At 44.4% G+C, this 23219-nt stretch carries 36 protein-coding genes; 34 read left to right on the forward strand and 2 right to left on the reverse strand.

All coding sequences use genetic code 11. The features are described from left to right. The first annotated feature begins 295 nt into the window (after window positions 1–295). The 29 genes from PQG66_RS00160 to PQG66_RS00300 all read left to right on the forward strand — a co-directional run bounded on the left by PQG66_RS00160 (window position 296) and on the right by PQG66_RS00300 (window position 17564). Window positions 296–826 carry a DUF2569 domain-containing protein gene (locus PQG66_RS00160; protein ID WP_272033809.1) on the forward strand — a complete coding sequence of 177 codons (531 nt, stop codon included), beginning with the start codon at window positions 296–298 and terminating at the stop codon, window positions 824–826. Window positions 827–936: 110 nt separating this feature from the next. Next, window positions 937–1497, forward strand: a complete 561-nt coding sequence (locus tag PQG66_RS00165) for a GNAT family N-acetyltransferase (RefSeq protein WP_272033813.1) — start codon at window positions 937–939, stop codon at window positions 1495–1497. A gap of 95 nt (window positions 1498–1592) precedes the next feature. Further along, complete coding sequence (locus PQG66_RS00170) at window positions 1593–2306, forward strand: AAA family ATPase (protein ID WP_272033816.1); 714 nt, start codon at window positions 1593–1595, stop codon at window positions 2304–2306. An 84-nt stretch (window positions 2307–2390) separates the two neighbouring features. Continuing rightward, window positions 2391–2879, forward strand: a complete 489-nt coding sequence (locus PQG66_RS00175) for a cysteine hydrolase family protein (RefSeq protein WP_272033818.1) — start codon at window positions 2391–2393, stop codon at window positions 2877–2879. 66 nt (window positions 2880–2945) lie between these two features. Beyond that, complete coding sequence (locus PQG66_RS00180; protein WP_272033824.1) at window positions 2946–3203, forward strand: hypothetical protein; 258 nt, start codon at window positions 2946–2948, stop codon at window positions 3201–3203. Window positions 3204–3268: 65 nt separating this feature from the next. After that, window positions 3269–3880, forward strand: coding sequence for a hypothetical protein (locus PQG66_RS00185; protein WP_272033826.1), 612 nt, complete (start codon window positions 3269–3271; stop codon window positions 3878–3880). 11 nt (window positions 3881–3891) lie between these two features. Further along, on the forward strand, window positions 3892–4395 hold the full coding sequence (locus PQG66_RS00190) for a DUF4188 domain-containing protein (protein ID WP_272033828.1): 504 nt from the start codon (window positions 3892–3894) through the stop codon (window positions 4393–4395). A 43-nt stretch (window positions 4396–4438) separates the two neighbouring features. Then, window positions 4439–4948: a hypothetical protein gene (locus tag PQG66_RS00195; RefSeq protein ID WP_272033830.1), complete on the forward strand. Its 510-nt coding sequence runs from the start codon at window positions 4439–4441 to the stop codon at window positions 4946–4948. 147 nt (window positions 4949–5095) lie between these two features. Then, window positions 5096–5542, forward strand: a complete 447-nt coding sequence (locus PQG66_RS00200; RefSeq protein WP_272033832.1) for a LytTR family DNA-binding domain-containing protein — start codon at window positions 5096–5098, stop codon at window positions 5540–5542. Next, a complete protein-coding gene (locus tag PQG66_RS00205; protein ID WP_272033834.1) occupies window positions 5539–5949 on the forward strand; it encodes a hypothetical protein in 411 nt (136 codons plus the stop codon). The genes PQG66_RS00200 and PQG66_RS00205 overlap by 4 nt, the downstream gene beginning before the upstream one ends. A 15-nt stretch (window positions 5950–5964) precedes the next feature. Then, the gene (locus PQG66_RS00210) at window positions 5965–6147 is read left to right on the forward strand and encodes a hypothetical protein (protein WP_272033836.1); all 183 of its coding nucleotides are present in this window, start codon (window positions 5965–5967) and stop codon (window positions 6145–6147) included. Window positions 6148–6168: 21 nt separating this feature from the next. Then, window positions 6169–6519, forward strand: coding sequence for an immunity protein Imm33 domain-containing protein (locus tag PQG66_RS00215; protein ID WP_442954981.1), 351 nt, complete (start codon window positions 6169–6171; stop codon window positions 6517–6519). A 234-nt stretch (window positions 6520–6753) separates the two neighbouring features. Continuing rightward, window positions 6754–7263 carry a hypothetical protein gene (locus tag PQG66_RS00220; RefSeq protein ID WP_272033838.1) on the forward strand — a complete coding sequence of 170 codons (510 nt, stop codon included), beginning with the start codon at window positions 6754–6756 and terminating at the stop codon, window positions 7261–7263. Window positions 7264–7424: 161 nt separating this feature from the next. Next, window positions 7425–7610: a hypothetical protein gene (locus tag PQG66_RS00225; RefSeq protein WP_272033840.1), complete on the forward strand. Its 186-nt coding sequence runs from the start codon at window positions 7425–7427 to the stop codon at window positions 7608–7610. Further along, window positions 7607–8098 (forward strand): NUDIX hydrolase, encoded by a 492-nt coding sequence (locus PQG66_RS00230; RefSeq protein WP_272033842.1) that lies wholly within the window; start codon window positions 7607–7609, stop codon window positions 8096–8098. The genes PQG66_RS00225 and PQG66_RS00230 overlap by 4 nt, the downstream gene beginning before the upstream one ends. An 11-nt stretch (window positions 8099–8109) precedes the next feature. Beyond that, window positions 8110–8682, forward strand: a complete 573-nt coding sequence (locus PQG66_RS00235) for a histidine phosphatase family protein (RefSeq protein ID WP_272033844.1) — start codon at window positions 8110–8112, stop codon at window positions 8680–8682. Between the two features lie 46 nt (window positions 8683–8728). Then, the gene (locus tag PQG66_RS00240) at window positions 8729–9622 is read left to right on the forward strand and encodes a PhzF family phenazine biosynthesis isomerase (protein ID WP_272033845.1); all 894 of its coding nucleotides are present in this window, start codon (window positions 8729–8731) and stop codon (window positions 9620–9622) included. A 22-nt stretch (window positions 9623–9644) separates the two neighbouring features. Then, window positions 9645–10412, forward strand: coding sequence for an aminoglycoside adenylyltransferase domain-containing protein (locus tag PQG66_RS00245; RefSeq protein ID WP_272033847.1), 768 nt, complete (start codon window positions 9645–9647; stop codon window positions 10410–10412). A 13-nt stretch (window positions 10413–10425) separates the two neighbouring features. Next, on the forward strand, window positions 10426–10698 hold the full coding sequence (locus PQG66_RS00250; RefSeq protein ID WP_272033848.1) for a hypothetical protein: 273 nt from the start codon (window positions 10426–10428) through the stop codon (window positions 10696–10698). Between the two features lie 49 nt (window positions 10699–10747). Then, window positions 10748–11203, forward strand: coding sequence for an NUDIX hydrolase (locus PQG66_RS00255; RefSeq protein ID WP_272033850.1), 456 nt, complete (start codon window positions 10748–10750; stop codon window positions 11201–11203). Window positions 11204–11314: 111 nt separating this feature from the next. Next, the gene (locus PQG66_RS00260) at window positions 11315–11509 is read left to right on the forward strand and encodes a hypothetical protein (protein WP_334220742.1); all 195 of its coding nucleotides are present in this window, start codon (window positions 11315–11317) and stop codon (window positions 11507–11509) included. Between the two features lie 126 nt (window positions 11510–11635). Beyond that, the gene (locus tag PQG66_RS00265) at window positions 11636–12424 is read left to right on the forward strand and encodes a hypothetical protein (protein ID WP_272033852.1); all 789 of its coding nucleotides are present in this window, start codon (window positions 11636–11638) and stop codon (window positions 12422–12424) included. Between the two features lie 110 nt (window positions 12425–12534). Next, on the forward strand, window positions 12535–12711 hold the full coding sequence (locus tag PQG66_RS00270; protein WP_272033854.1) for a hypothetical protein: 177 nt from the start codon (window positions 12535–12537) through the stop codon (window positions 12709–12711). Between the two features lie 16 nt (window positions 12712–12727). Continuing rightward, the gene (locus PQG66_RS00275; RefSeq protein WP_272033856.1) at window positions 12728–13162 is read left to right on the forward strand and encodes a hypothetical protein; all 435 of its coding nucleotides are present in this window, start codon (window positions 12728–12730) and stop codon (window positions 13160–13162) included. Window positions 13163–13446: 284 nt separating this feature from the next. Beyond that, window positions 13447–13968, forward strand: a complete 522-nt coding sequence (locus PQG66_RS00280; RefSeq protein ID WP_272033858.1) for a PH domain-containing protein — start codon at window positions 13447–13449, stop codon at window positions 13966–13968. Beyond that, a complete protein-coding gene (locus PQG66_RS00285) occupies window positions 13965–15617 on the forward strand; it encodes a PH domain-containing protein (protein WP_272033860.1) in 1653 nt (550 codons plus the stop codon). Before PQG66_RS00280 ends, PQG66_RS00285 begins: the two co-directional genes overlap by 4 nt. Window positions 15618–15798: 181 nt before the next feature. After that, the gene (locus tag PQG66_RS00290; protein ID WP_272033862.1) at window positions 15799–16578 is read left to right on the forward strand and encodes a Cof-type HAD-IIB family hydrolase; all 780 of its coding nucleotides are present in this window, start codon (window positions 15799–15801) and stop codon (window positions 16576–16578) included. Window positions 16579–16685: 107 nt separating this feature from the next. Next, a complete protein-coding gene (locus tag PQG66_RS00295; RefSeq protein ID WP_272033866.1) occupies window positions 16686–16856 on the forward strand; it encodes a YHYH domain-containing protein in 171 nt (56 codons plus the stop codon). Between the two features lie 45 nt (window positions 16857–16901). Further along, window positions 16902–17564: an HAD family hydrolase gene (locus PQG66_RS00300; protein ID WP_272033870.1), complete on the forward strand. Its 663-nt coding sequence runs from the start codon at window positions 16902–16904 to the stop codon at window positions 17562–17564. A 101-nt stretch (window positions 17565–17665) separates the two neighbouring features. Here the strand turns inward: PQG66_RS00300 and PQG66_RS00305 are convergent, their stop codons facing one another. After that, window positions 17666–18853 (reverse strand): glycosyltransferase family 4 protein, encoded by a 1188-nt coding sequence (locus tag PQG66_RS00305; protein WP_272033872.1) that lies wholly within the window; start codon window positions 18851–18853, stop codon window positions 17666–17668. Between the two features lie 212 nt (window positions 18854–19065). Between PQG66_RS00305 and PQG66_RS00310 the strand changes: the two genes are divergently transcribed. Continuing rightward, complete coding sequence (locus PQG66_RS00310; protein WP_272033874.1) at window positions 19066–19635, forward strand: DMP19 family protein; 570 nt, start codon at window positions 19066–19068, stop codon at window positions 19633–19635. Window positions 19636–19704: 69 nt separating this feature from the next. On the opposite strand, the gene PQG66_RS00315 is transcribed toward PQG66_RS00310, so the two are convergent. After that, a complete protein-coding gene (locus PQG66_RS00315; RefSeq protein ID WP_272033876.1) occupies window positions 19705–20481 on the reverse strand; it encodes a sporulation protein in 777 nt (258 codons plus the stop codon). Window positions 20482–20771: 290 nt separating this feature from the next. Between PQG66_RS00315 and PQG66_RS00320 the strand changes: the two genes are divergently transcribed. From PQG66_RS00320 to PQG66_RS00335, 4 genes are all read left to right on the forward strand, one after another. Then, window positions 20772–21314 carry a GNAT family N-acetyltransferase gene (locus tag PQG66_RS00320; RefSeq protein WP_272033878.1) on the forward strand — a complete coding sequence of 181 codons (543 nt, stop codon included), beginning with the start codon at window positions 20772–20774 and terminating at the stop codon, window positions 21312–21314. A 56-nt stretch (window positions 21315–21370) separates the two neighbouring features. Continuing rightward, complete coding sequence (locus tag PQG66_RS00325; RefSeq protein ID WP_272033880.1) at window positions 21371–21895, forward strand: YfiT family bacillithiol transferase; 525 nt, start codon at window positions 21371–21373, stop codon at window positions 21893–21895. 71 nt (window positions 21896–21966) lie between these two features. After that, window positions 21967–22482, forward strand: coding sequence for a GNAT family N-acetyltransferase (locus tag PQG66_RS00330; RefSeq protein WP_272033882.1), 516 nt, complete (start codon window positions 21967–21969; stop codon window positions 22480–22482). Window positions 22483–22646: 164 nt separating this feature from the next. Continuing rightward, entirely contained in the window at window positions 22647–23030 is a 384-nt protein-coding gene (locus tag PQG66_RS00335) for a VOC family protein (RefSeq protein WP_272033884.1), read from the forward strand. Window positions 23031–23219 lie beyond the last annotated feature (189 nt).

The raw sequence follows: 23219 nt of genomic DNA on the forward strand, positions 1-23219 counted from the left end.
TAGTAATCGTAAGCAGTATCCACAACTGCTTTGGTTACGTTGAATTATGACATAAGCATACTGGACGGAACATGGCGAAAGTATAACGAACCCGAAAAAACAGGGGCTGAAAAGGGGTACACCTCTATTCTTTCCTGTAGTACAATAAGGAAGTTGTGTCAATTTTTATAGGGGAGGGTAAGCTAAGGCAACAGCATCATAGAAAAAGCACGAATAGAATAGAGCCGTAGTTATACATATGAACGTTCATCATCTCGTTTCAACAACATGAGAAATAGAAAAGGAAGTGTTAGAAGTGCAAACACCTGAACATGAACCTCTACAAGACTCTTATCGTGAGTCAACGAGGGAATATCGGCCACTTGGCGTGTCTGGACTCGGAGGATGGCTTATTCTGACGCAGATTGGATTATTTCTATCCTTGATCTTGCTGGCTGCGCATCTTAATGAGACGAGGTTACTTGTTTTAAACACAGAGACGTGGACGCTTTTAACGTCCGTAGAATCTGATTTTTATCACCCGTTATGGGGCCCAGTCATTATATATGAGTGTGTATACAACCTGTTTATCCTTGTATTTAGCGTGTATACCATTATCGCTTTTTACAAGAAGAGAGCCATTCTTCCTCGCCTTATGATTATTCTTTATAGTGTTAGTCTTGCAGCTGGTATCGTGGATTATCTACTACTCTATCAGATTCCTATGGCAAGAGAGGTCGAAGATGGAAGTTCAATTCGGGGTATAGCACGTTCTGTCATTGCTTGTGCCATCTGGATTCCGTATTTTATGAAGTCAAAACGTGTTCGTAACACATTTGTTCGTTAAAAATGAAGCAGGAAATGACCGAGCTTGGATCGAAGAAGTGATCTGGGATCGGTTTTTTTATTGGAAACAATTTACGCCTTGAATTTACAGGCTTATAGGGGGATGGCGTTATGAAGACCATTGAAAACTACTTCGATCCATTTCCCGTACTGGAAACGGAACGATTGCTTCTTAGACCGTTGACTTATGATGATCTGGAGGATATGTACAGTTATTGCTCGGTACCCGCTGTTGCAGAATTTACGACATGGGATGCGCATCAGAGCAAGGAGAATACAAAAGGGTTTCTGGATTTTGCAATGAGCCGTTATGAGAATGATATCTTAGGGCCATGGGGCATTGAGGATAAACGAACAGGAAGACTGATTGGTAGCTGCAATTATTTAGATTGTCACAACAATGATCTGAGAGTGGAACTGGGATATGTACTATCCAATCAATTTTGGAACCAAGGTTTGATGACCGAGGCAGTGAAAAGAATCATTCAATTTGGATTCGAGGACGTGGGTCTGGAGCGTATTCAAGCCAAATGTCTGGTGGGCAACATCGGCTCAGCCAAGGTCATGGAGAAAGCGGGTATGCAGTTTGAAGGTGTGCTGAGAAAGTACATGAGAGTGAAAAATGAGTGGCAAGACTTGAAGATGTACGCTATTGTTCGAGAAGATGTATAGAGGGATATAGATATATAACATCGTGACGCCTTGCCGAAGATCCTTCGCTATAATGATAGAGAGCAGCTGCATAGATTCAATACAGGAGGTGGACCATGTATCTTCGTAGTGTTGAATTAATATCAGACAAGATTGAACAACACGATCAGTATCCCTTTAATATTCCTTCGATCCAATCCTTAGAACGACTTACGTTCAGCAATAATGTTACTTTTTTTGTTGGTGAAAATGGATCAGGCAAATCTACGTTGCTCGAAGGAATCGCTCATCAATGTGGATTCAATACGGCCGGAGGCGGGCGAAATAATGTGTTTGAGACACACGCATCGGAGTCTTCTCTTGGAGATTATCTGAGACTGGCCTGGCTGCCTAAAGTGACGAATGGATTTTTCTTGCGATCAGAGTCATTCTACCAGTTTGCATCACATGTCGATGAGATGCCGGAGTCCCTTCCATATTACGGAGGGCGTTCATTGCATGAGCAGTCCCATGGGGAGTCTTTTCTTAACTTGTTCATCAACCGCTTCAGCTCGAAGGGCATTTATCTGCTTGACGAGCCAGAGGCAGCTTTATCCCCAGCCCGTCAACTCTCGTTGCTGAGAATTCTGCATGATTTATCGAGTAATTCGCAATTTATTATTGCCACACATTCGCCTATTCTACTTGGGTATCCGGGGGCGGAAATTTTAAGTTTTGATGACGGACATATTCAGCAGATGAAGTATGAAGAAACAGATCACTATCAGATCACTCGTAGTTTTCTGGAGAACCGGGATCGCATGCTGCATGAATTGTTTCGAGATGATTAATATGTAATATGTTAACGACAAGATGAAGTAAGAATGAAGGAAAAATAATGAACCGAAGAATTGAACAATTGAAGGGGAGAGCGAATGAAAACAGGATTGATTATTGTAGATATGCAAGAGAGCATTGTACGACCAAAGATGGATCAGAAAGCGATAGACCATGCCTGTGAGTATATTAATCATGTAGCGAATGTGCTTCGGTCCCATGATCATGTGGTGGTGCATATCCAGGATGTGGAGGGTATGGAGGGGGCAGATCCCGAACTCTATCAGATCATTCCTGAGATTGATGTGGATGAGAAGGATATAAAGCTCACCAAAGAGAGCTCCAACGCATTCTGGCAAACGGATCTGGAGCAGATGCTCAAAAGTCGGGGCGTTGAACTGCTCATCGTGTGTGGTTTTGCCGCAGAAGAGTGTGTCCTGTTCACATACAATGGTGCGATGGAGCGTGGATTCAGCCCTGTTATGCTACAGAACGGTATTCTTAGCGCACATCCGGATGCCGTAACCTCCACCTATAGAGACCGTAATGTGATCTCGTACCCGGTAGTCGATTACCTGATCAGATAGATAGTGTCATAGGCGGGGCTAGTGGTACGTCAAAAGTAGATTATATTTTCAAAGGGGGCAAAGAGGATGGAACAGTATAACAATGCATTCCTACTACTTCTCTCTTTCATAGGTCTAATCTGGACGATTAAAGGCATGAAGAAGAAGTTGCGGCTTATGGTGTTTTTCGGAGTGATCCTGATTTTGGCACCTATTTTGATCATGATGGGCAGGATGACTTGGTTACCTTTTATAAGTTCGGTTGCATTCGGTGCTTCCTTGCTTGTACGAAAAGAGGGGAATAAAGGAAGGATGAGCAACCCTGTAGATGAGAGGAATGTATAATGTACAGGACTCTGTATTGTACACCTTGGTATTTTATTATCTCTTGATTAAAAGGAGGACTTTACTTGCCTTGGCCAATGGTTCATTTTGCAATTGCATCCGAAATCGTTAAACATCCATCTCCATCGTTATTACTGGGAAGCCTGGCGCCGGACTCCATTCATGTGAGAACCAACATACGTAGTGAAAAGGCGAAGACTCACCTGATGCCTGAAGAACATGAATTTGCAACAGATGCTGATTTCAGGCAGGTTATTGAATCGAACAGGCATCGGATGCAGCAAAATCCTCAATTTACAGAATACCTACGCGGATATATCGCCCATATCTATACCGACCGTGAGTGGACTTTTCAGATTTATCCTCCTTATGAAGCTCATCCGAACGGAAGAAGTGTGTACACCCATGATGTGAAGAAGCTGGAGTTCAGGATTTTGCGAGAATACGCTGGTGCTTCGGGATGGTTGGATCAGTTGAAAACAGCAAAGGCATATGAATTTGGCGGTCTGACGGAGCAGGAGGTATACCAGTACAGGGGAGAAAAGCTGGATTTCTTCATGACTCAGGAGAATGAGCCTGTGGATGATCTACATGTGATAACGATGGATGGCATATCGGGGTTTATCCAGAAGACCGCCTCAGATTTGAAAGACAGATTCAAGGAATGGCAAGTATAAGGAGGCTTAACGTGGCTTACATACATAAGGGAAGATACACCGCTCAGATGGAAGGAGAATTCGTTGTTTTTATTATTGGTATGAGAATTAACCGACTGTGGGCGATTCATAAGTGGCTGCCTGTTTTTAACTCAATGGGGCCGATGATTAAAGAATTATATCAGAATCCGGATACCGGATTTCTGGGTACAGAATTTTTCGTGACCTGGCGTGGTGTAACTCTACTGCAGTATTGGCGTTCATATGATGAACTGGAGAAGTATGCGCGTGGCGGATTGCATCTGGAGGCTTGGAAAAAATTCAACAAGTCGATTGGCTCAGATGGTTCCGTGGGTGTATATCATGAGACGTATAAGGCTCAAGCCGGATCGCATGAGACAATCTACGCCAACATGCCGAAATTCGGATTAGCTAAAGTGTCGAATCATGTGCCTGCAACAGGTCAGATGGCAACATCCAGGCGCAGAATGGGCGGAGAGAACGAACCTGCAGTACAGACACCTGAGAATCCATAAAACCAAGAGCTAATAAATCTACAGTAATAGAGAGGAGCATGGAATGAAGGCTGAGATTCGAAAAGAAGATTTGAATTCCCCAAAACTAAGCTGGCTCTGTATCGAACCGATGTTGCTCTCCGTCCGCGGACAAAGCTTGAATGCCAAAAAAGAGGTATACCAGCAACTGAACGAAGGGCAACAAGCTCTGTACCTGTTTTACTCATATCACAATCATACCCGAAGTCTGGCGGAGTTTTATTGGTTCTCGGCATATAACATCATCGATTTGCAGAGCTGGAATGGAATTAGAAAAGGGCTGCGGTTCTTTCATTTGATTGAATTGATTCATGTTCTGGATGATATCGAAGTTCTTATAACGGATGCCAAAAAATCTGGAGAAACGTGGCAAGAAGTATCGCCCACCGATCTGGAGCATAACCTTCAGTTGCTTCAGCGAATAGAGCCATTATATGCAGCGTACCAGAAGGCCTCGCAGGAAGCGATTACGACAATGAACGAGTGGGCTCTACAGCATCAGGAGATGTTTTTGGATGTTAAAGAGGGACTTTGAAAACGAGATGATCATGTGTGGAGACTACTCAGAAGAGTAGTTTTTTCTTTTTATTGCAACAAAACTGCAGCTTCATGCAACAAAACACAAAAGAGTGGGAAGTGTCTCTTCGGGTCTGTAATATGAGTGATGAGAGGAGGGCAACACGTGAAAGTCGTATTTGAAGAAAATCAGGAAATGCAGCTTAATGAAGCAAAAGTAATCACCCATCCTGGAGAAAGTTCAAAATGGGATCGGATCCGGGAAGCGATTGGTCAGTCCGAGACGGAGCTGGTTGTGATTCAGGCCAGCAACGATCGTCATGTGAAAATCAAGCTAAGCTCTATCATGGCCATCGAATCAGAGGATCGCATGTGTGGTGTGCGCGTGATTACAGGAGAGGGTTACTTACTGAATCAACGTCTAAAATACGTGGAAATAGAACTAGAGAATACACCATTGATACGAATTAACAATCAGACCATCATTAACACCCAGCATATCAGTAACTTTTCAGCTGCCGAACATGCCAGAATTCAGGTTAACCTGATCGATGGCTCTAGCTATTATGTGAGTCGATTTTATATTAAAAATTTTAGGAGGAAACTATTATGATGAATCAACTTAAACAATCATTTTTTCAAGTATTTACGGTAACGACACTCTGGGTAACACTACTGCTGACGCTTTTTTTCCGCGACCAGCCGATTCATATGGCATATCTGTGGAACGTGGCGGGGATTTCGCTCATAGCAGCTGTGCTGTTCGGAGTCATGTACAGTACGCTGTGGAATCATTTAACATTAAAGCCGGTATGGAATATCGTCATTTCTTCTACATGTAACATTGCAGGTGGCATGGCTATGGTTTGGTTGTTTTCCAGAGAGATGTTTGAGTTGATCGCGCCTTGGTTCCCGGGAATGTGGCTACTTTCTATCGTGCTGCACGTCATTGCGTTTTATTTTTATGCTAGAATAGATAGCAGGAAAAAAGCGGAAGAGTTAAACGACATTCTGAAGTAAATTAGGTGAACAGGAATGAAGGAAGATGAGCTTCTGTGCGGTGCAGGTGTTGAAGAGACGATATCCTATCTGGAAAAAAGGGGCGGCGAACAAGCACGCAAGCAGTTGCTATATCTTGAACAGTGCCAACCGGTCGACTTGGTGGACTTTTCCAAAGACCAATGGTTATCCGGGTACATAGCCTATTACGGCGTTTGATCCCAAGGATGGAGGGATAATGTGAAGCAGGAGAGCGCTATACACGTACAGAAGCAGGTGTGTGCGAAATACAATGCAGACTATGTCCCGAGTGAACCCCACTTTAAGGTGGGGATTGCCTGGAACGTGAAGAAGAAGCTTGAACCGATTCATGGGATGCGAATTCAGCCAGAAGGCGATACGACGGGCTGGTACATTTGGGCCGAGGAATATTCGGCAGCCGATGATTTCTTTGTACCGCTACACGTTGCACATATCGATGAATGGGATGAGAAGATTAATCGATATCTCGGACTTGCTCCGGGGTGGAGGTTCTTGATTGCCGAGGATTATGAGGATGTATGGTTTGATGAAGGACTGCTCAATCGATAGGTTGCATTAAGCTTTGGCAAGATGATTTGTAAATTAAATTAGCGAGTTATGGCGCTACTTTACATGGATAACTCATGTAGGGTAGCATTTTTTTATTAGGAAGGGATGTAGTCTGGAAATTAACTTGTTTCCATAGCATTCGCAAATCCCACATTATGGGTTATGATGTACCTGGGAGAAAATTTTACAGGGACAGGAAGTCATGGGTTAAAAACGAACCGGGAGTGGAGTGGAATGGTACGTAAGTTAGCCTTGATCCTCGGTGTTATGTTGTTACTTGTAACGGCTTGTCAGAGTAAAACAGAACCTGAGGATACACCGAAACCAGGCATCTCAGGTACGAATGACGAATCATCCGTGGATGAAGAAGAACCAGCAGTCTCTTCGCCACAAGGGGAAGTTGTCCCGCCTGAATATGTGGATGAGAGCAAGTATTCCGGTGATGAGCTGGAAATTGTCAAACTAATGAACGCACGTATGCGTTATTTATATGAACAAGATGAAAAGGGTTATATGAGCCTGTTCGCGCCGGAATCTCCGGTGTCAGGCATGCCAAATATTACAGTCCGCAAAATCACTTCCATGGGCGACATTACGATTACGGAACAAAAAAAGATCTATCAAGGTGTCGTCATCATTACGGAGTTGGAAGAAGGCGACATCGAGTCCAGCCCCATCATGGTGTTTTGGAAAAAGAAAGCGGATGGTGATGCTGCTAAGTGGATCATTGCGGACATCGATTAGCTGACTGGGGGCAGGAATCCATTAATGGATTAACGCATTATGAGAAGCCCGATAACCCCTGAAAGCGATGTGTTTAGAAAATGTATATGTTCAAATTTTATGAGTGAGTAGTAGAACTATAAGCAACTAAGAAATATACATAAACGGAGGATTTAGACATAATGGAATTTTTAGAAATAGGTTTGATTGTTGTAACAGTAATGCTGTTCGTCATGGGCGCGGTAAGCAAACGTAGAACATTTTTTAGGTGGGGGATCGCAAGTCTCCTTCTTCTGATTGTGGTGTTTATTCCGTCGTTTGTGAACGGATTTCAGGATGGATTTGTTGAGGGATGGTCCGCCAGATGAGTGATGTAGTAAACCAAAATATATCGTATACGCAAGGCAAAAACCGATTTAACTTTCGTGTAGCTGGTATTGTAATGGATGTAGATAGGGTTCTTTTGCATCAGGCAAAACAGGATGATTTCTGGAACTTGCCTGGCGGGCGTGTGGAGATGAATGAGTCAACTGAGGCTGGGATCCAGCGAGAGATAATGGAGGAGCTTGGCGTTTTCGTTCAAGTGGAGAAGCTGGCTTTTATTTGCGAAGACTTCTATGAATACGATGGTGTGAATATGCATGAGATTGGATTCTATTATGTGATCTCTCTGCCCGAAGGGCATTCCTTTTATAAAGAACCTCAGTTCAATGGTTTGGAGCAAGAAGGTAATTTAACGTTTCGCTGGTTCCCCATTCAAGAGACCGAGCAGATGGAGCTTTATCCTGTTTTTTTGCGAAAAGAACTCGTTAATCTTCGTGATGCCAGCGGCATCAGACACTTCATCCAGAAATAGAGGGGTAGCCAATGGATATTACATTTATTCGTCATGGTCACGCGGAGCATTTGTTGAATTATCCGAAAGAGCTTAACCGATTACACCCGGGTTTGACTGAACAGGGGAAGGAACAAATCGTAGCCTTACGAAAAAACATCAAGGTAATGCCTCACGATACCATTGTGGTAAGTCCAACCAAACGTACTCTTGAGACGGTAGAACTACTAACACCGAGAGAGCGTAGTGGGTTGGGAATCAGTCCCCTGGTTGGCCCTAGAATGTATCCTCAAGATCCGAAGTTGGCTCCATTAGGCTGTGACCAAATCTATTCAATGGCAGAACTCAGCGTACTATATCCAGATAAGCCATACATAGATGTTGGATTAGAAGCCTGGGATGAAAGTATAAATCAGATGAATCCGCAGCGGTTTACGCGATTAGCAGAGCAACTCCTGGCTTGGTGCAGAAAACAGACGGGGCATACGTTTATCGTGTCTCATGATGGTACGATTACGAATTACAGAATGTTGTTAGGTGAGCATGATCTAACTAGAGATGATTTTCTGGGAGAAGCAGGGTACTACACTGCCCGCAATGTTTAGCTTGAGAAGGGTCAATTCCCGCTTTATAAGAGAGGATGAAGAGTAGATGCGTACCATTCAAGTGTACCACTATGAAGCTTTTTCAAGTATTCCAGGTAAAGGCAACCCTGCGGGTGTCGTTTTTGATGCGGATGATCTGACTGAAGCCGCAATGCAGCAGATTGCTCATGCCGTTGGTTTTAATGAGACGGTATTTGTATTGAAGGCTGAAACGGCCGATGTTCGGCTGCGTTACTTCACACCGGGACATGAGATTAATCTGTGTGGTCATGCAACCATGGCGGCAATGTATGGGTTGAAAACGCGTGGTGTATTAGAAGAGAAAGACGCCGTCACGATTGAGACCAATGTAGGCATACTACCGATTGAATTCGAGGTACAAGATGGGACATGGGTTATGGAGATGAAGCAGGATCAACCGCGCTTTGTTCCCTTTCAAGGAGATGTGGAGAAGCTTGCTGAAGCGATTCATCTGACAATGGGTGATTTGGATCTAAGCATGCCTATTGTGTATGGAAGTACAGGTACGTGGACGTTGTTAATTCCGATTCGTCATCTGAGCGCTTTTGCGAAAATGAAACCGGATTCATCTGAGTTCCCTAGTATTCTAGTGGAAAACCCCAAGTCCTCATTACATCCCTTCTGTCTGGAAACGCGCGATTCAGATGCCATGATGCATGCCAGACATTTCTCTTCACCGTACTCAGGCACAACAGAAGACCCCGTAACGGGTACCGCATCAGGAGTGATGGGAGCCTTCTATTTAACGTATGTGGATCAGGACACTCAGGAAGTTGATTTTATCGTGGAGCAGGGCCATGAGATTGGCCGAGATGGCAAGGTTCAGGTGAATGTGCGCCGGGAGCAGGATGGAATGGATGTGCGAATCAAGGGTACAGCTGTTTATGTTCGCGAGATGACGGTGGAGATCGGCAGTTAAGGTTATGACATGAGGTGAGAATATGATGGATGAAAAAGCCGTCTTACACAGGCTTATCGACACACTCAAAGAAGAGTTAACGGATGCGCTGACAGGTGTATATTTACATGGCTCCATGGCGATGGGCTGTTTCCATCCTAAGCAAAGTGATATCGACATTCTAGTCGTATGCAGAGAGAAACGTTCTTCTGAGACATACCGCAGGATCGCCGACCAGCTTATAGGTATAGAAGAGGAGATGCACATTCCAAAAGGATTTGAACTTAGTATTGTGCTAGAGTCCACTGTAACAGAAAATTTATATCCTACGCCTTTTGAATTTCATTATTCTGCTTACCACCGGGAGAAGTATAGAAATGATCCCACGTATCTCTGCGGTGGTCATGAAGATCCGGATGTTGTTGCACATATGGCGGTTATCTATGACCGAGGTGTTGTGCTGTATGGCAAGCCGATTAAGGATCTTTTTCAACCTGCTAATCGTAAACATGTGATCGATTCCATCACTTCGGATGCAAGTTCAGCTTTGGAGGAAATCGTAGATAATCCGGTCTATTACGTATTAAGTTTGTGGCGTGTGTTGTTGTATATTCAGGAATCGGTGATCTATTCCAAGCGAGAGGCCGGAGAGCGTGCGTTGGCAGAAGCTTTGCCTGAATATAAGGAACTTCTTTCGCAATGTCTGGCGAAGTATAACGGGGAACTGGAATCCGTCAATGTGGATGCTGCACACTTAAGAGATTATGCTGAGTATATGCTCAAGCATATTGATAAGGCCCTGCAAGCGTAAAGGAGGAATATAGATGAAAGAATCACAACGGATCAAATGGGAGAAACAATTGAAACAAGGCAAGAAGCATCACATTTTAGTACGAGGCGTTCTAGGCTGGGGTCTGCCCCTTGCTTTTGTATACACGTTGTTCATGACGTCGTGGGGTGGTCAGGGTCTTACGATGGATGGTGAGTTTTATGTAACCTTGCTGACTGCTCTCGTTCTGTTTCCAGCTGCGGGCATCTGGTATGGTGTCTGGACGTGGAAAATTTTGAAAATGAAAGTCGAGCAAGGAAGAAGATAGATTGGGATCGTGAGCATATTCTCTGATGTTGTTGAACAGGAGGAGCTACATGGGGTATATCACGGATTTACGAAAATTGGTGGGCACACGACCCTTGATTATGGCAGGTTCCTGTGTACTGGTGTTTAATATGCAAGGCCATCTGCTGCTTCAAAGACGAACGGACAGTTTGGATTGGGGCACGATTGGTGGTTCGCTTGAACCGGGTGAATCGTTAGAAGAGGCTGCTGCGCGTGAACTATATGAAGAAGCCGGGCTACGGGCTGACACGTATAAGCTGATTACCGTTTTCTCAGGACAGGATATGTATTACCAGTATCCCCACGGAGATGAGATCTACAATGTGATGGCGATTTACGAAGCAGAGGGCATTACAGGCACCCCGACAGTGATGGACGATGAAGGTTTGGAGCTCAGATACTTTGATTTAAATCAACCGATTCCTGAGATTAATCCGTTCACCCAATATGTACTGTCGAAAGCAGGGTATATTCAAGTCCAGTGATGAAGTCTAGTCCGTAGACACAGATGAGTTTATTGTGATGAGGTGCGTAGCTTTAGGTAAGGGCTCTTAAATTTCACACGTCATTGACCTAAGAAATAGGGGGAAGTAAAAATGGATATGATGTTTGATTCAGGTATCGGTTTTGGTTTTGGTATAGGTTCGTTGATCTCTATTTTTGTTATTCTAGTGAATTTATTGTTATATGGCTTGGGTGCGTATGCATTAATTCTATTTATTAGACTTGCCAAACGAGGTATTCAGGCATTGGATATTTATTTATATGAGAAACGTGGCGGACGATATTAGTCATGAACGCTGTTATCCTTTTTCAGATCGGTAAGCCCGCACAAGATTATCATTTTTCTCTCAGTGATTTGCGGATGCTATTTTAGTATGATAAAGATATCATTTTGCAAAGAGAGAGGGTTAGACATGGATACGTTTTTGCAGCAAATTAACGAGTTGAACGAGCATCAGAGAGAATTGGTCAGCCTGCATCCTTTTTTTGCAGAACATCATCCGGTTGTTGTAGCGCACGAATCGTTGTTATATATCTATGATTATTCATTGAATACTGAGCAATATGAATGGGTCAAAACCGTACCAGACGACCTATATATTCCCGATGATTGTCTAAGCACAATGCCTGTACACCATCTGGATAATCGCATGTGTGCCATTGTCACGGCTTCTGTTTTCGAAAATGTAGAGCAACAGATCTTGTTGCTTCATGAGTATGTGCATTGTTCTGTCTATAGGAAATACAATGAGAAGATCATGAATCGTCTGCAGATTAAACATAAAATGACCCAGTTGAAGCGAGGAACTTGGGAGATGCATTATGAATTTCCATATGAAGATGAGAACGTTGCTGCGGGAATTACATCTCTTCTATCTGCTCTGAAGAGCGAGGATCTCCAGCGAATTCAGGCCGCGCGCACAGCATTGTTTGAATCCCTTACAGAAGAACAGGCCGAATATTGGAGCTGGCTGGAGTGGAATGAAGGTTTTGCACGATATATCGAGAATCGGATTCGGGCTCATTATGGATTAGAACCCAACCATGTTGGTAATACAGCACCGTTTAACCACCTCGTATTTTACGAGTGTGGGTCTGAATATATTCGTTTGCTAGTACAGGAACAGCCAGCTTATCATACAGAACTAGAGCAATTGTTTGACCGGATGCAGGTGGAGAGACTGGCGAGTTTGGTGGGCTAACGAGAATGTAAACTAACCAAGAGACAGATCAGGTTGATTTCAATCTGTTTTATGATGCAAGCTGGAGCGAGGAAGTATGGTCTGCATTAAAGGAAGAGTCGGGGTATGAGATGAGGGACCGTTTAACAACGGATGAAATCATACGCTGGCGGGACCGTACGTTTTCTTTTTTTAAAGGCGAGGAGCCGGGCATTACTCCGTGTTACATTACTGAAGAGGTGGTGCAAGCTTTTGTTGAAAAAACAGTATTCCGCCTACTTGAGTTGTTGTCGGTATGGAGGCAGTAAGATAAGGCCTATTGGAGTGCTGTTTCTAACTCTCCTCGTCCTATTCATTACAGGCTGCGGCAGTAGCAATTCAGATGTGCTGGAATCTAAAGGCGTTCAGAGGCTAGAAGAAAAACAGGAAATACCTGTGTTAATCACGTTATCTTGTAATCAAGCTCGCCCCTCAAGTCCGTGCCGGAATGTGGAGTTCGACCGCTCTGACGAGATTCAGATCGTCACCGAAGCCATATTCAGTGCCGAGCGTATGCAGGGGATACTTGACTATGCTGCTGAATACAAGATGAACATTACATACGCAGACGGCTCCGTAATTCGGTACGATCTGTCACTGGGTACAGATCCGGAGATGCAAGGTTTGCTTGTAAATCAGGAGGATACGATGATAGGATATTCGATCCCTCTGGAGAACGCGAATCAACTGAGACAAGTCATTCAGCGACGTACAGATTAATGAAACCAACGACAGCAGTTATCGAATAGCACAACAGAAGTGGAAGCGGAAGTTCGGTGAGCCGTATGTTGTAGTGAAGGATTACTGGAGCAAAGGCAGTAAAAATATGGTATGGTTGTGTGAAGTGCAGGATTTTGCTGTCCAATAACCAGAATTGAGAGATGACCGCCTGCACGGAAACAGGAGTCATCTTTTTTGTATTATTCTTTTTGCTGCATCGATAACAAAGGCTTCAACGTATAGTGTATGGACAAAAGAGAGAGAGAAAGGAGCGAGGGGATAACATGACAGAAACAATGAGAGCAACAGGAATCGAGGAGTGGAGTACACCGCAACAAAAGCTTTCTCCTCATGCCATAAGTCTATGGAGAGTCAGCGCGATCATATCCAACGTCATCGGCTTTGTTGTACTGGCGGTGCTACTAATCCTGGACTCCGTTTACGATTGGAAAACCTGGATTGGATGGATTTTGTGGGGATTCACGGCCCTATCCGTCGGTTATGCCATATGGGATGTTTTTTTACGGCCAGTGTGGCTGTACCGACATTGGTTTTATGGTGTTAACGCGGAATATTTGCAATTGAAGCATGGTGCGCTGAACAAGGTACATCAAGTCATCCCTATGGCTAAGGTGCAATCTGTATCCACGAATCAGGGGCCATTAATGAGAAAATACGGATTGTATTCGGTCTCCATCGGTACGATGGGTACATCTCATGTCATACCGGCCCTGCCAGAAGAAGTGGCATTTGCACTACGGAACCAGATCGCAGACTATGCTCAAATCAATGAGGTGGATGAATGACGGATTTAAAACGGCATCATGCACTCAGCTTATTATGGAGTCTAGGTAATCTGATCAAAAACAACTTTGCCTTCGTTCTGTTTCTGTTCGTTTTTCGTGGGAAATCAGATTCGACATGGATCTTCTACGCCAGGATCATTTTTTATATCGGTATTTCCCTTGGTCTGGTGACCATTGTTTGGAAATGGTTCGCAACACGTTATTCAGCGGATGAGAAGGCTATCCATATCTACACAGGGGCTTTCAGCCGAACTCGCAGAACAATTCCGTATACGAAAGTGCAAAATGTAAGCCGGCGTACTAGTTTTTTCCATCGTTTGTTCGGGGTGACCTCCATACGTTTTGAGACAGGAGTTAAGGATGGAGACGCGTCATTCCAACTTCAGGTGGTGTCCATCGCTGAAGCGGAGCAGTTGGAAAAGCAGGTAACCCGTCATTTGTCCGAAGTACAGGTACAAGCGGGGGAAGAGTTGCCGGATGAAGAGGCTTCAAGGAATGAGCTAAGCCCTGATCAAGAGCTTTTCGGAACGCAAGATCAAGCAGGCAGCAATAGCATGGAGATGGATAAGTCTAGTGAAATGGGAAGTAGAGCTTCAAGTGAAGCGAATAAAATAGTTGATGATGAAGATACAGGAAAGATCCTTAAAGGTACGACCCCAATACCTGATCAGCGGGTTGTCCACTACCGTTCTACTCGTAGAGATGTGCTCAAAGCATCGTTTACTTCACTCAGTTTTCTAGTGCTGATTCCGATTCTGGGCTCTCTCTATTCAACAGTTAAGGATTTTTTCCCTGATGAAACGGTAACCGAAAGTTTAGTGCTATCCTGGCTTGAATCGTGGTGGGTAACAGGTCTGATCATTCTGATCCTGATCCTTTTGTCCATCGGTCTTGGAATAGCACGAACCTTTATAAAATATGGAGATTTCCAGATCACATCCGATGACAAACGGATTTATATTACGAAAGGCATGCTGGAAAAGACGTCTTTCTCGATCCAGAAAGACCGTGTGCAGGCCGTCAAGATTACACAATCACCAATGAAGAGAATGCTGAGACTAGCCGAGGTAGAACTCACCACTGCAGGCAGCTTAGGTGAGTCTAGGCAGGAAATAAATTCACTGTATCCGTTTCTACCCGTGAACGAAGCCTATCGAATAATTGAAGAGATTCTGCCCTCCTATCATGTTACTGAGGAGATGAACAAGCTACCTCGTGTAGCGCTATGGCTGCGACTACTGAAACCGAGCTGGTTTTGGGTGATCGCTACAGGTGTGCTTGCTTATTTCCAACCGGTTCTGATTGGTCTGGAGCAGGCTTGGTGGATTCTTTCATTGCTGCTGTTGCTATGTATTGTAACGAGCAGATTGATCAATTTTTATCATACCCGATATGTACTGAACGATCAGTTCATACAGTTTCGCTCAGGTGCGTTGACTTCGACACTTTTTGTCTCCAAGCGGGAGAAGGTCATTGAAATCAAAATTACTCGTCATCCCTTGCAGCGTAAGCTTGGACTGGCTTCAATCCATACCGTAAATCGCGCCAAACCTGTTATGCATCATCAAATTCATGATATACCGGGTGACGTGGCAGATACTTTTCAGATGTGGTACATGAGACGTTCCGATGAGGTGCAGACCTGGTAGATACAAATAGATAGACGAATATAAGGAAAGCGAGTAAAGACAGACCACGTACATCATAAGGTTTATCTTGACTCGCTTTTTTTCTGAATTTTCAGTTGCAGGAGATGTTAACGTGAGTAAAATGAATCAGACCTGAAGCATTTCGTGCCCATAGACGATCAGCAGTGGAGGAGGATGACGATTGAGGATAAAAGCCGTATTTTTGGATGTGGACGGTACACTGCTCAGTGAAAAAGATCGAAGTCTCTCTCAGCGTACAGAGGAGTCGATCCGCAGATTAATAGAGAAAGGAATTCATATCATTCTTGTGACGGGCAGACCACATCAATATTGTGAAGAGTTCATGCAACTTGGCATTGATACAATTATTTCAGCTAACGGAGCTTTGATTACTTGTGGTGGTGAAAGGATTTATAAATCCGTTCTTTCTTCACCAATGATTAGAGAGTTCAGTCATTTTGCAATATCTCAAGGACATGCGCTCTCCTATTTTACGGAGTCATTTGCCATGAATGGAGTTTGCCGGACGGATAGCCGTGTGACAGATGCCCTTCGAGAGACACTTGGATTGATTGAATATCCCGATCAGATGGTAACGTTGGATAACGAGATGTACTGTATGTGTTTATATGCGAACGAGGAAGAAACGAACAAGTATCAAGCACAGTTTCCCTCATTGCGGTTCGTAAGATTCCATCCGTATGTATGCAATGTGCTTGAAGTGAGTGAAGTGAGTAAATATGTGGCAGCACAGGCAGTTATTACATATATTAACGTATGCAGGGAAGAAACAATGGCTTTTGGTGATGGAGAGAATGATATTGATCTCTTAACCTATGCAGGTGTAGGTGTTGCTATGGGGAATGGAGGAGCAGTGGTTAAGCAATGTGCGGATTATGTCACCCTGAAAGCAAGTGACGATGGAGTCACTCATGCGTTGAAACACTTCAAGGTTATATAACCAAATTCAATTTAGAAAGAAAATATATCCATATTGTGGATTGTTATGTAAAATGAAATGAAGTGACAAATCCCTAAAGCATAGGGTATGAAAGGGTGGATTTTAATATGAAAAAAGGGTTTATTATTATTTTCTCGCTGGTCATGCTTATCGGTGTATCCTCGTCGGCGTATGCACATCCAGGTCGATTGGACAAAAATGGCGGACACAAGTGTTCTGCAAAATCGATAAAAAAAGGTCTGTGTACAGGCTATCACTATCATAAAAAGAAAAAGTAGTTTTGAATCCTGAATCATTCGAAGATGAACGGAGGAACATGCTGCGTGGAGCATATCAAAGCTGTTATTTTTGACTTGGACAACACCATTCTAAATCGGACAAGGACGTTTGAAGGTTTCACACAAAGTTTAATCCGCACATATTTTGGACATGTGGAGTCCACTGAACAGATACAACAACGGATCATCGAGCTTGACGAAGATGGTTATAAGGACAAACCTCAGTTGTTCGACGAATTATTAGAGGAATTGCCTTGGACTGAGGCGCCGCCGCATGAAGAACTTATGGCTTTCTACGGTAGGGAATATGTGCGAAATTCAGTCTTGATGGATGAGGCGAGAGAAGTGGTGCAGCATCTGAAAGGCCGTTATATGATCGGTTTAATCACGAATGGTCAAACACAGATTCAATATGGAAAGATCGATCAGCTTGGGATTCGAGAGGATTATGATCACATTATTGTGTCGGAAGAAGTGGGTGTGAAAAAGCCGGATCTACGTATATTTACACTTGCTTTTGAACATTTTGGTCTGAAGCCTGAGCAATGCATCTATATTGGCGATCATCCACTGAATGATATACGAGGGGCGGCAAAGGCAGGCATGAGCACAATTTGGATGAAAGTAAACCAACCTTGGCCAGAAGAGATGGAGGTAACACCGCTACATACGATTCAGCAGCTTCGAGAATTAAAAGCCTTGCTCTAGCAAATTTTTGATTGACCCTGCCGCCCTGTGTTTATCCGTACTGCTCGAACATCCTCGTAACGTCAGTTTTAACACATAAAAAATCCCCTGTTATGCCAGAACTATGCGGTGTGGGTTCGATCTTTTGTCTGGCGATGGCGGTGCTCAATGGCTTCTTCGTAATCTTCAATCAGATTGTCAAAAATGTGTTCCCAGGAACGTTCTTCAGCCAGTTTCCGACCCTCAAGCCCCAACTTCTTCAGCGAATCAGAAGCATTCGCACGTAGGCTGATCTCACGTATGAACGCATCTGCCATACCTGGCTCGACAAGGGTGCCGCTGCGTTGATGAACCACGATGTCCTTGACCCCGCCGGCGTTCGCTGCCAGAACAGGCAGACCCGATGCCATCGCTTCCAACACCACATTGCCAAAGGTCTCTGTATACGAAGGAAAGACAAACAGATCCGCTGATGCATACATCGCTGCAAGCTCTTCCCCATGCAAATATCCTGTAAAGGTAACATTCTCTGGAGCCTGCTGCCGCATCTTGGGAAGAGCAGGCCCGTCACCGACGATGATCCAGTGTACTCGTGCTTGTATGTCTTCTGGCAAATGTTGCATGGTGGCTGTAAGGGTGGCGATATCTTTCTCTGGGGAGATGCGTCCAACGTAGAGTAGGATGAGGGGTGCAGTGATCTGATACCGTTCGCGTATGTTCAGGTTTCGTTTAGAGGGAGAATAGAGGTTGCAGTCAATACCGCGTGACCATAGCTTGAGTCGCTGAATCCCCTGAGTCTGTAAGGTGTGCATCGTGTCTTGGGACGGGACAAAGGTGGTGTCACAGGTGCGATGGAACCACTTGATGTATTTCCAATAGAGTGGAATGAAACTGCGAAGCTTGTAGGAGTCGAGATAACGATCAAAATGAGTGTGGTAAGAGAGGACATGTGGCAGATGGAACTTGAGCGCATACCTTAGGCCAAGCAGTCCCATGTTAAATGGTGTGGCGATGTGCAGCAGATCCGGCTGGAATTCCTGTAACTGCTTATAGGCACTTATTCTGCTTGGGAATGCAATTCGACATTCTGGATACAGGAAAAAGGGGATATTGGTTACGGAGCTTACGGGAGCTTCAACATTTCCTTCCATGATGGACTGGGACGTATACAGCAGATGTTCTATATTTCTGCGATTCAGATGGTTACTGAGACGGTGGAGTGTGCCTGCGACACCATTGGTTTCCGGAAGATAGGTATCTGTGAACAAGGCCAGACGCATCATTACCCCTCCCCAAACTTGTGATGCCAAGATCATAACAGGGAACTATTTTCCAACAGTCAAATGCATGTTAACTTCAGGCGATTTCTTTTTTTATACTGCAAGTATTTGCAGTTACTTCTGGCAGGACTGAAAGTTCTGGCAGTGTTTCTGTTTGTACAGCATATTCTGGTATGATGGAAGACGTCTCGGCACACAGATCAAGACAAAGAGTTATAGAGAGATACAGGAGGACAAGAGAGATGAACAAGTTACAGGAAGCACTGGCAGAGCTACTACCGCTGGCGGATCTCGAAGGAATGTCAGGTGAGGAGATTGTGGGCAGCATTGCGATGGATATGTACCGAGCTGAATTCGCATCGATAATGGAGCGTGTCTCGGAACTGCCTACGGTGCTGCGGGATGTGATGTTGATTATTGACCTCGACACCGAGCTCACGATGAATGGGATGACCGGTTACTTGGAGAATGCAAGTGGCCAGCATCTGAGAGAGGCCATCGATGCGTTGATTCGGAGTGGCAATGAGGCAGATGCGATGATTTTGAAAAAGGTGGAACAACTCTTGGTGGAACAAAGTATCAAGCCAGAGCAACTAAGAGAAAATGTGGAACGTCTATCCGAACATGACATCACCACAAGCTTGCAGACCCATGGACCGCAGATCCATGAGCTATTACAGCAGGTGGAGCAAGAGAGTCACAATTTAAGTTTTGTCACGGATAACGAAGAAAGTTTCGACTTGCTGTACCAGTATGTAGATGAGCATAAAGATGAATTAAAACAGCAGTTAGAACAGTTCCTCGATGTATAACAAATAAAGAGCAGCCCTTGCACGAGATTGATGCATATCAATGGGCTGCTCAAATTGTTGATGCGGTATCTATCCGAGATGCTCTGAAATAATATTTTCGAGGTCTTGCGCGACTGAGTGCGCACCACGCTCTAGCTGTGTCTTGTGCAGTTGCAGACGCACATAGGTCTCATCTGTACCCATAGCTTCTGAAAGCATTCCCCTAAGACCACGTGCACGGCGGTCAATCTGTAGCAGCAGTTCCAAGGAATCTCCCATTGGATAAAAAAGAACTTCTAATTCGTCCAAATATCCGCGGAACTTGCTGGTGGGTACAAATTCGAATTCTTGTACAAATGGCAGGTTGCCACCAAGCCTTGGTGCATAATCATTGGTCACTTCACGTAGTTTGAACCCCAATATATCGATTGCTTCCAGCACGATGTTCATCTCTCTGGAAGGCACAACATGTATACGATCCCGATCTGAGGGGTCCACTGCGCTGGAAATATCCAGCCCTGTCTCCACCCATACATCCGCACGGTGCAGGGTGATGGGTAGATTTTGCGGCAGATCGAATTGAAAGTTCTTCTCCAGTTTTGCGCCAGGCTGTAAGGTGAATCCATCTGTCAGCAGGTATTTGGCCACAACAGCAGTTTCCTTTACTTTGCGATCGTTACTCTCCCGAATGTAGTTCGTTTTGATTAATAGATAGATCCGATCAATCTCCTGAATCACATCTCCACCCTGAATGTAGACAATTCCTGAAAGAATCCCGCCTGGCATAACTTCTGTAGTATGTAATTCCGTATTGACTTTTGCAGCACCTACACCAACACTTGCCAGCATTTTTTTGAAAAATGACATGTTAGCGCTCCCCCGAATCTAATGGATTTTTGAAAAGTAGATATGACTTCGACCATAATACGGACGTTGGAATCGATGCGTTTCAATTTTTGAAAAAACAGGGGATTCAGCATCGTTATGTAGAATATGGGTATAGTGAGAAACCTAAAAACAGGAGGATGCCTATGAGCATGGAGTGGTATGATATGATCGCGCTGCGTAATGGTGGATACCGAAGCCGGGCTCGATACATATGGAAAGCGGTAAAGGCATAAGGGAGCTGGGGGGCACATCGTGAAGGAGGGAGCTGAGTGACAAAAGTATACCAAACGGAAGAAATTACGGTTCGGTCACTCGAAACGAAGGATGAGACATTGCTGGTTAAATGGTTAACGGACCCGGTAGTTTTACAGTACTACGAAGGACGCGATCAGCCGCATGACCTTGAGCTTGTGCGAGCCCATTTTTACAAACAGGATGATAGAGCTTCCCGCTGTATTGTAGAGCATGATGGAAGGCCGATCGGATACATTCAGTTCTATGAACTTGAGAAAGAGGAGCGGGACGTCTATGGTTACACAGACATCGATGAGGTAATCTATGGGACGGATCAGTTTATTGGCGAGACGGATTGCTGGAACAGAGGGATAGGCACACGACTGGTACAGTCCATGATAGCGTATCTAATCCATGAGAGGCATGCCCGGAAAATTGTCATGGACCCGCAAGCCTGGAACGAAAGGGCGCTGGCTTGTTATGAGAAATGCGGCTTCAGACGGATCAAACGTCTGCCACAGCATGAACTGCATGAAGGCGAGATGAGAGACTGCTGGCTGATGGAGTATACTCCTTAAAACAAAGTGAGCAGTATCAAATGCAGGGCCATAAACGAATGAAAGGGGAAAAGGAAATGGACTATAGATATCCTATTGGGCAGTTTACATATGCAGGTGAGGTAACGCGGATTCAAAGGCAGCAATGGATTCAAGATATTGCAGACTTGCCTGACCGTGCAAGAGAGGCCATACACGGACTGAATGAAGAACAGTTGAATTTGCCATACCGGGAGGGTGGCTGGATGTTGAGACAGGTTATTCACCACATGGCAGACAGTCATATGAACAGCGTCATTCGTTTTAAGCTTGCACTGACAGAGGATACGCCTGCAATTCGACCATATTATGAAGAGCGCTGGGCGGAACTAAGCGATTCCAGAGATCTGCATGTAGAATATTCACTGCAACTTCTAGATGCTCTGCATCGCCGCTGGACGGTGCTATTGAACACATTATCTGATGAAGATTACGCCAAACAGTTCTATCACCCGACATCGAAGGAAACGATGAGACTCGATCATTGTTTGGGAATGTACGCATGGCATGGTAACCACCATACGGCACAGATCACTTCGCTACGAGGTAGACTGGGAATTTAAATGAGCTTCAGCGAACTTTTTTGTCATCAGGTGTTAAGGATAAGAATTCATTGAATTCAAGGGGGAATACGATGAGCCAAGTGCATATTCGACATTTAAGCCAAGATGATGCGCAGGTCATTTCACAAGCGTTTCAGGATCAGGGGTGGCACAAACCATCGGAATTATATGAACGGTATTGGGAAGAACAGCAGAACGGGAAGCGTGTAACTGCGATTGCTGAAATGGATGGGCAATTTGCCGGTTACGTCAATGTGATCTGGACATCGGATTACCCATCATTCCAGGAGCAAGACATTCCGGAAATTAATGATTTCAATGTGCTGATGAAGTTCCAACGCCAAGGAGTGGGCTCGAAGCTAATGGATTATGCCGAGAGTGTGGTTCGGGAACGCTCTGATGTGGTGGGCATTGGTGTAGGCGTATATGCGGATTATGGAAAAGCACAAGTGTTATACGCGCATCGTGGGTATATTCCAGACGGAAGGGGTCTTTATAGATATGACCATTACCTTCAGCCCGGTGAAGAGACGATTATTGATGATGATGTTGTGCTGTATTTGACCAAAAAGCTGGGGACCATATAGGACAGCCAAGGTTCAGGAAAATATGGATTGCTGATCGTCTTGCTTCAACTTCACTAAGATAAATGTTTACCCAGAGCAGGACATGCGTGTTATATTCAACTGGAATATGAGGCAATCTAATTAGATGTACGCGTAAACGATTTGATTAGAGGAGTGGTGAATGAATGTTTAGTAGAGTAGGCCAAATTATGTTATACGTCAACAACCAGGATGAATCACTGGCGTTCTGGACGGAAGTGGCTGGTTTTCATATCGTCGATGAGGTCATCCTTGATGAAGGTATGCGGTGGATTGAGATCGCACCTGCGAAGGATTCACAGACAAGTATCATTCTGCATGATAAAGAGGTCGTGGCACGTATGTCGGCAGGTGTGAACCTGGGGACTCCTTCGTTAATGTTTTTCACAGATGACCTTGATAAGTTATACTCCGATTTATCAGCTAAACATGTAACGGTTGGAGAGATCGTTGAGATGCCAACAGGACGGGTCTTTAATTTTGCAGATAATGAGAAGAACTACTTTGCAGTGATGGAGCGAAAAGGATAATATAGCGATACAGCTTTTGTACAGCGGTTGTTTTATCGTTGGACTTGCAAGCGAGGGACATGAGATGTCGCTCGCTTTTTTGTATGGAAAAAGAAATATATTATACAAAAAATAAACATCTAAAAAAGAGAATCAATGGTTAAAAATGTTATAATAGAGGGTGTCTAACTTCCAATCATAGCGGTGAAA

Source organism: Paenibacillus sp. JJ-100, assembly GCF_948329825.1.
In the GTDB taxonomy this organism is placed as follows: domain Bacteria; phylum Bacillota; class Bacilli; order Paenibacillales; family Paenibacillaceae; genus Paenibacillus.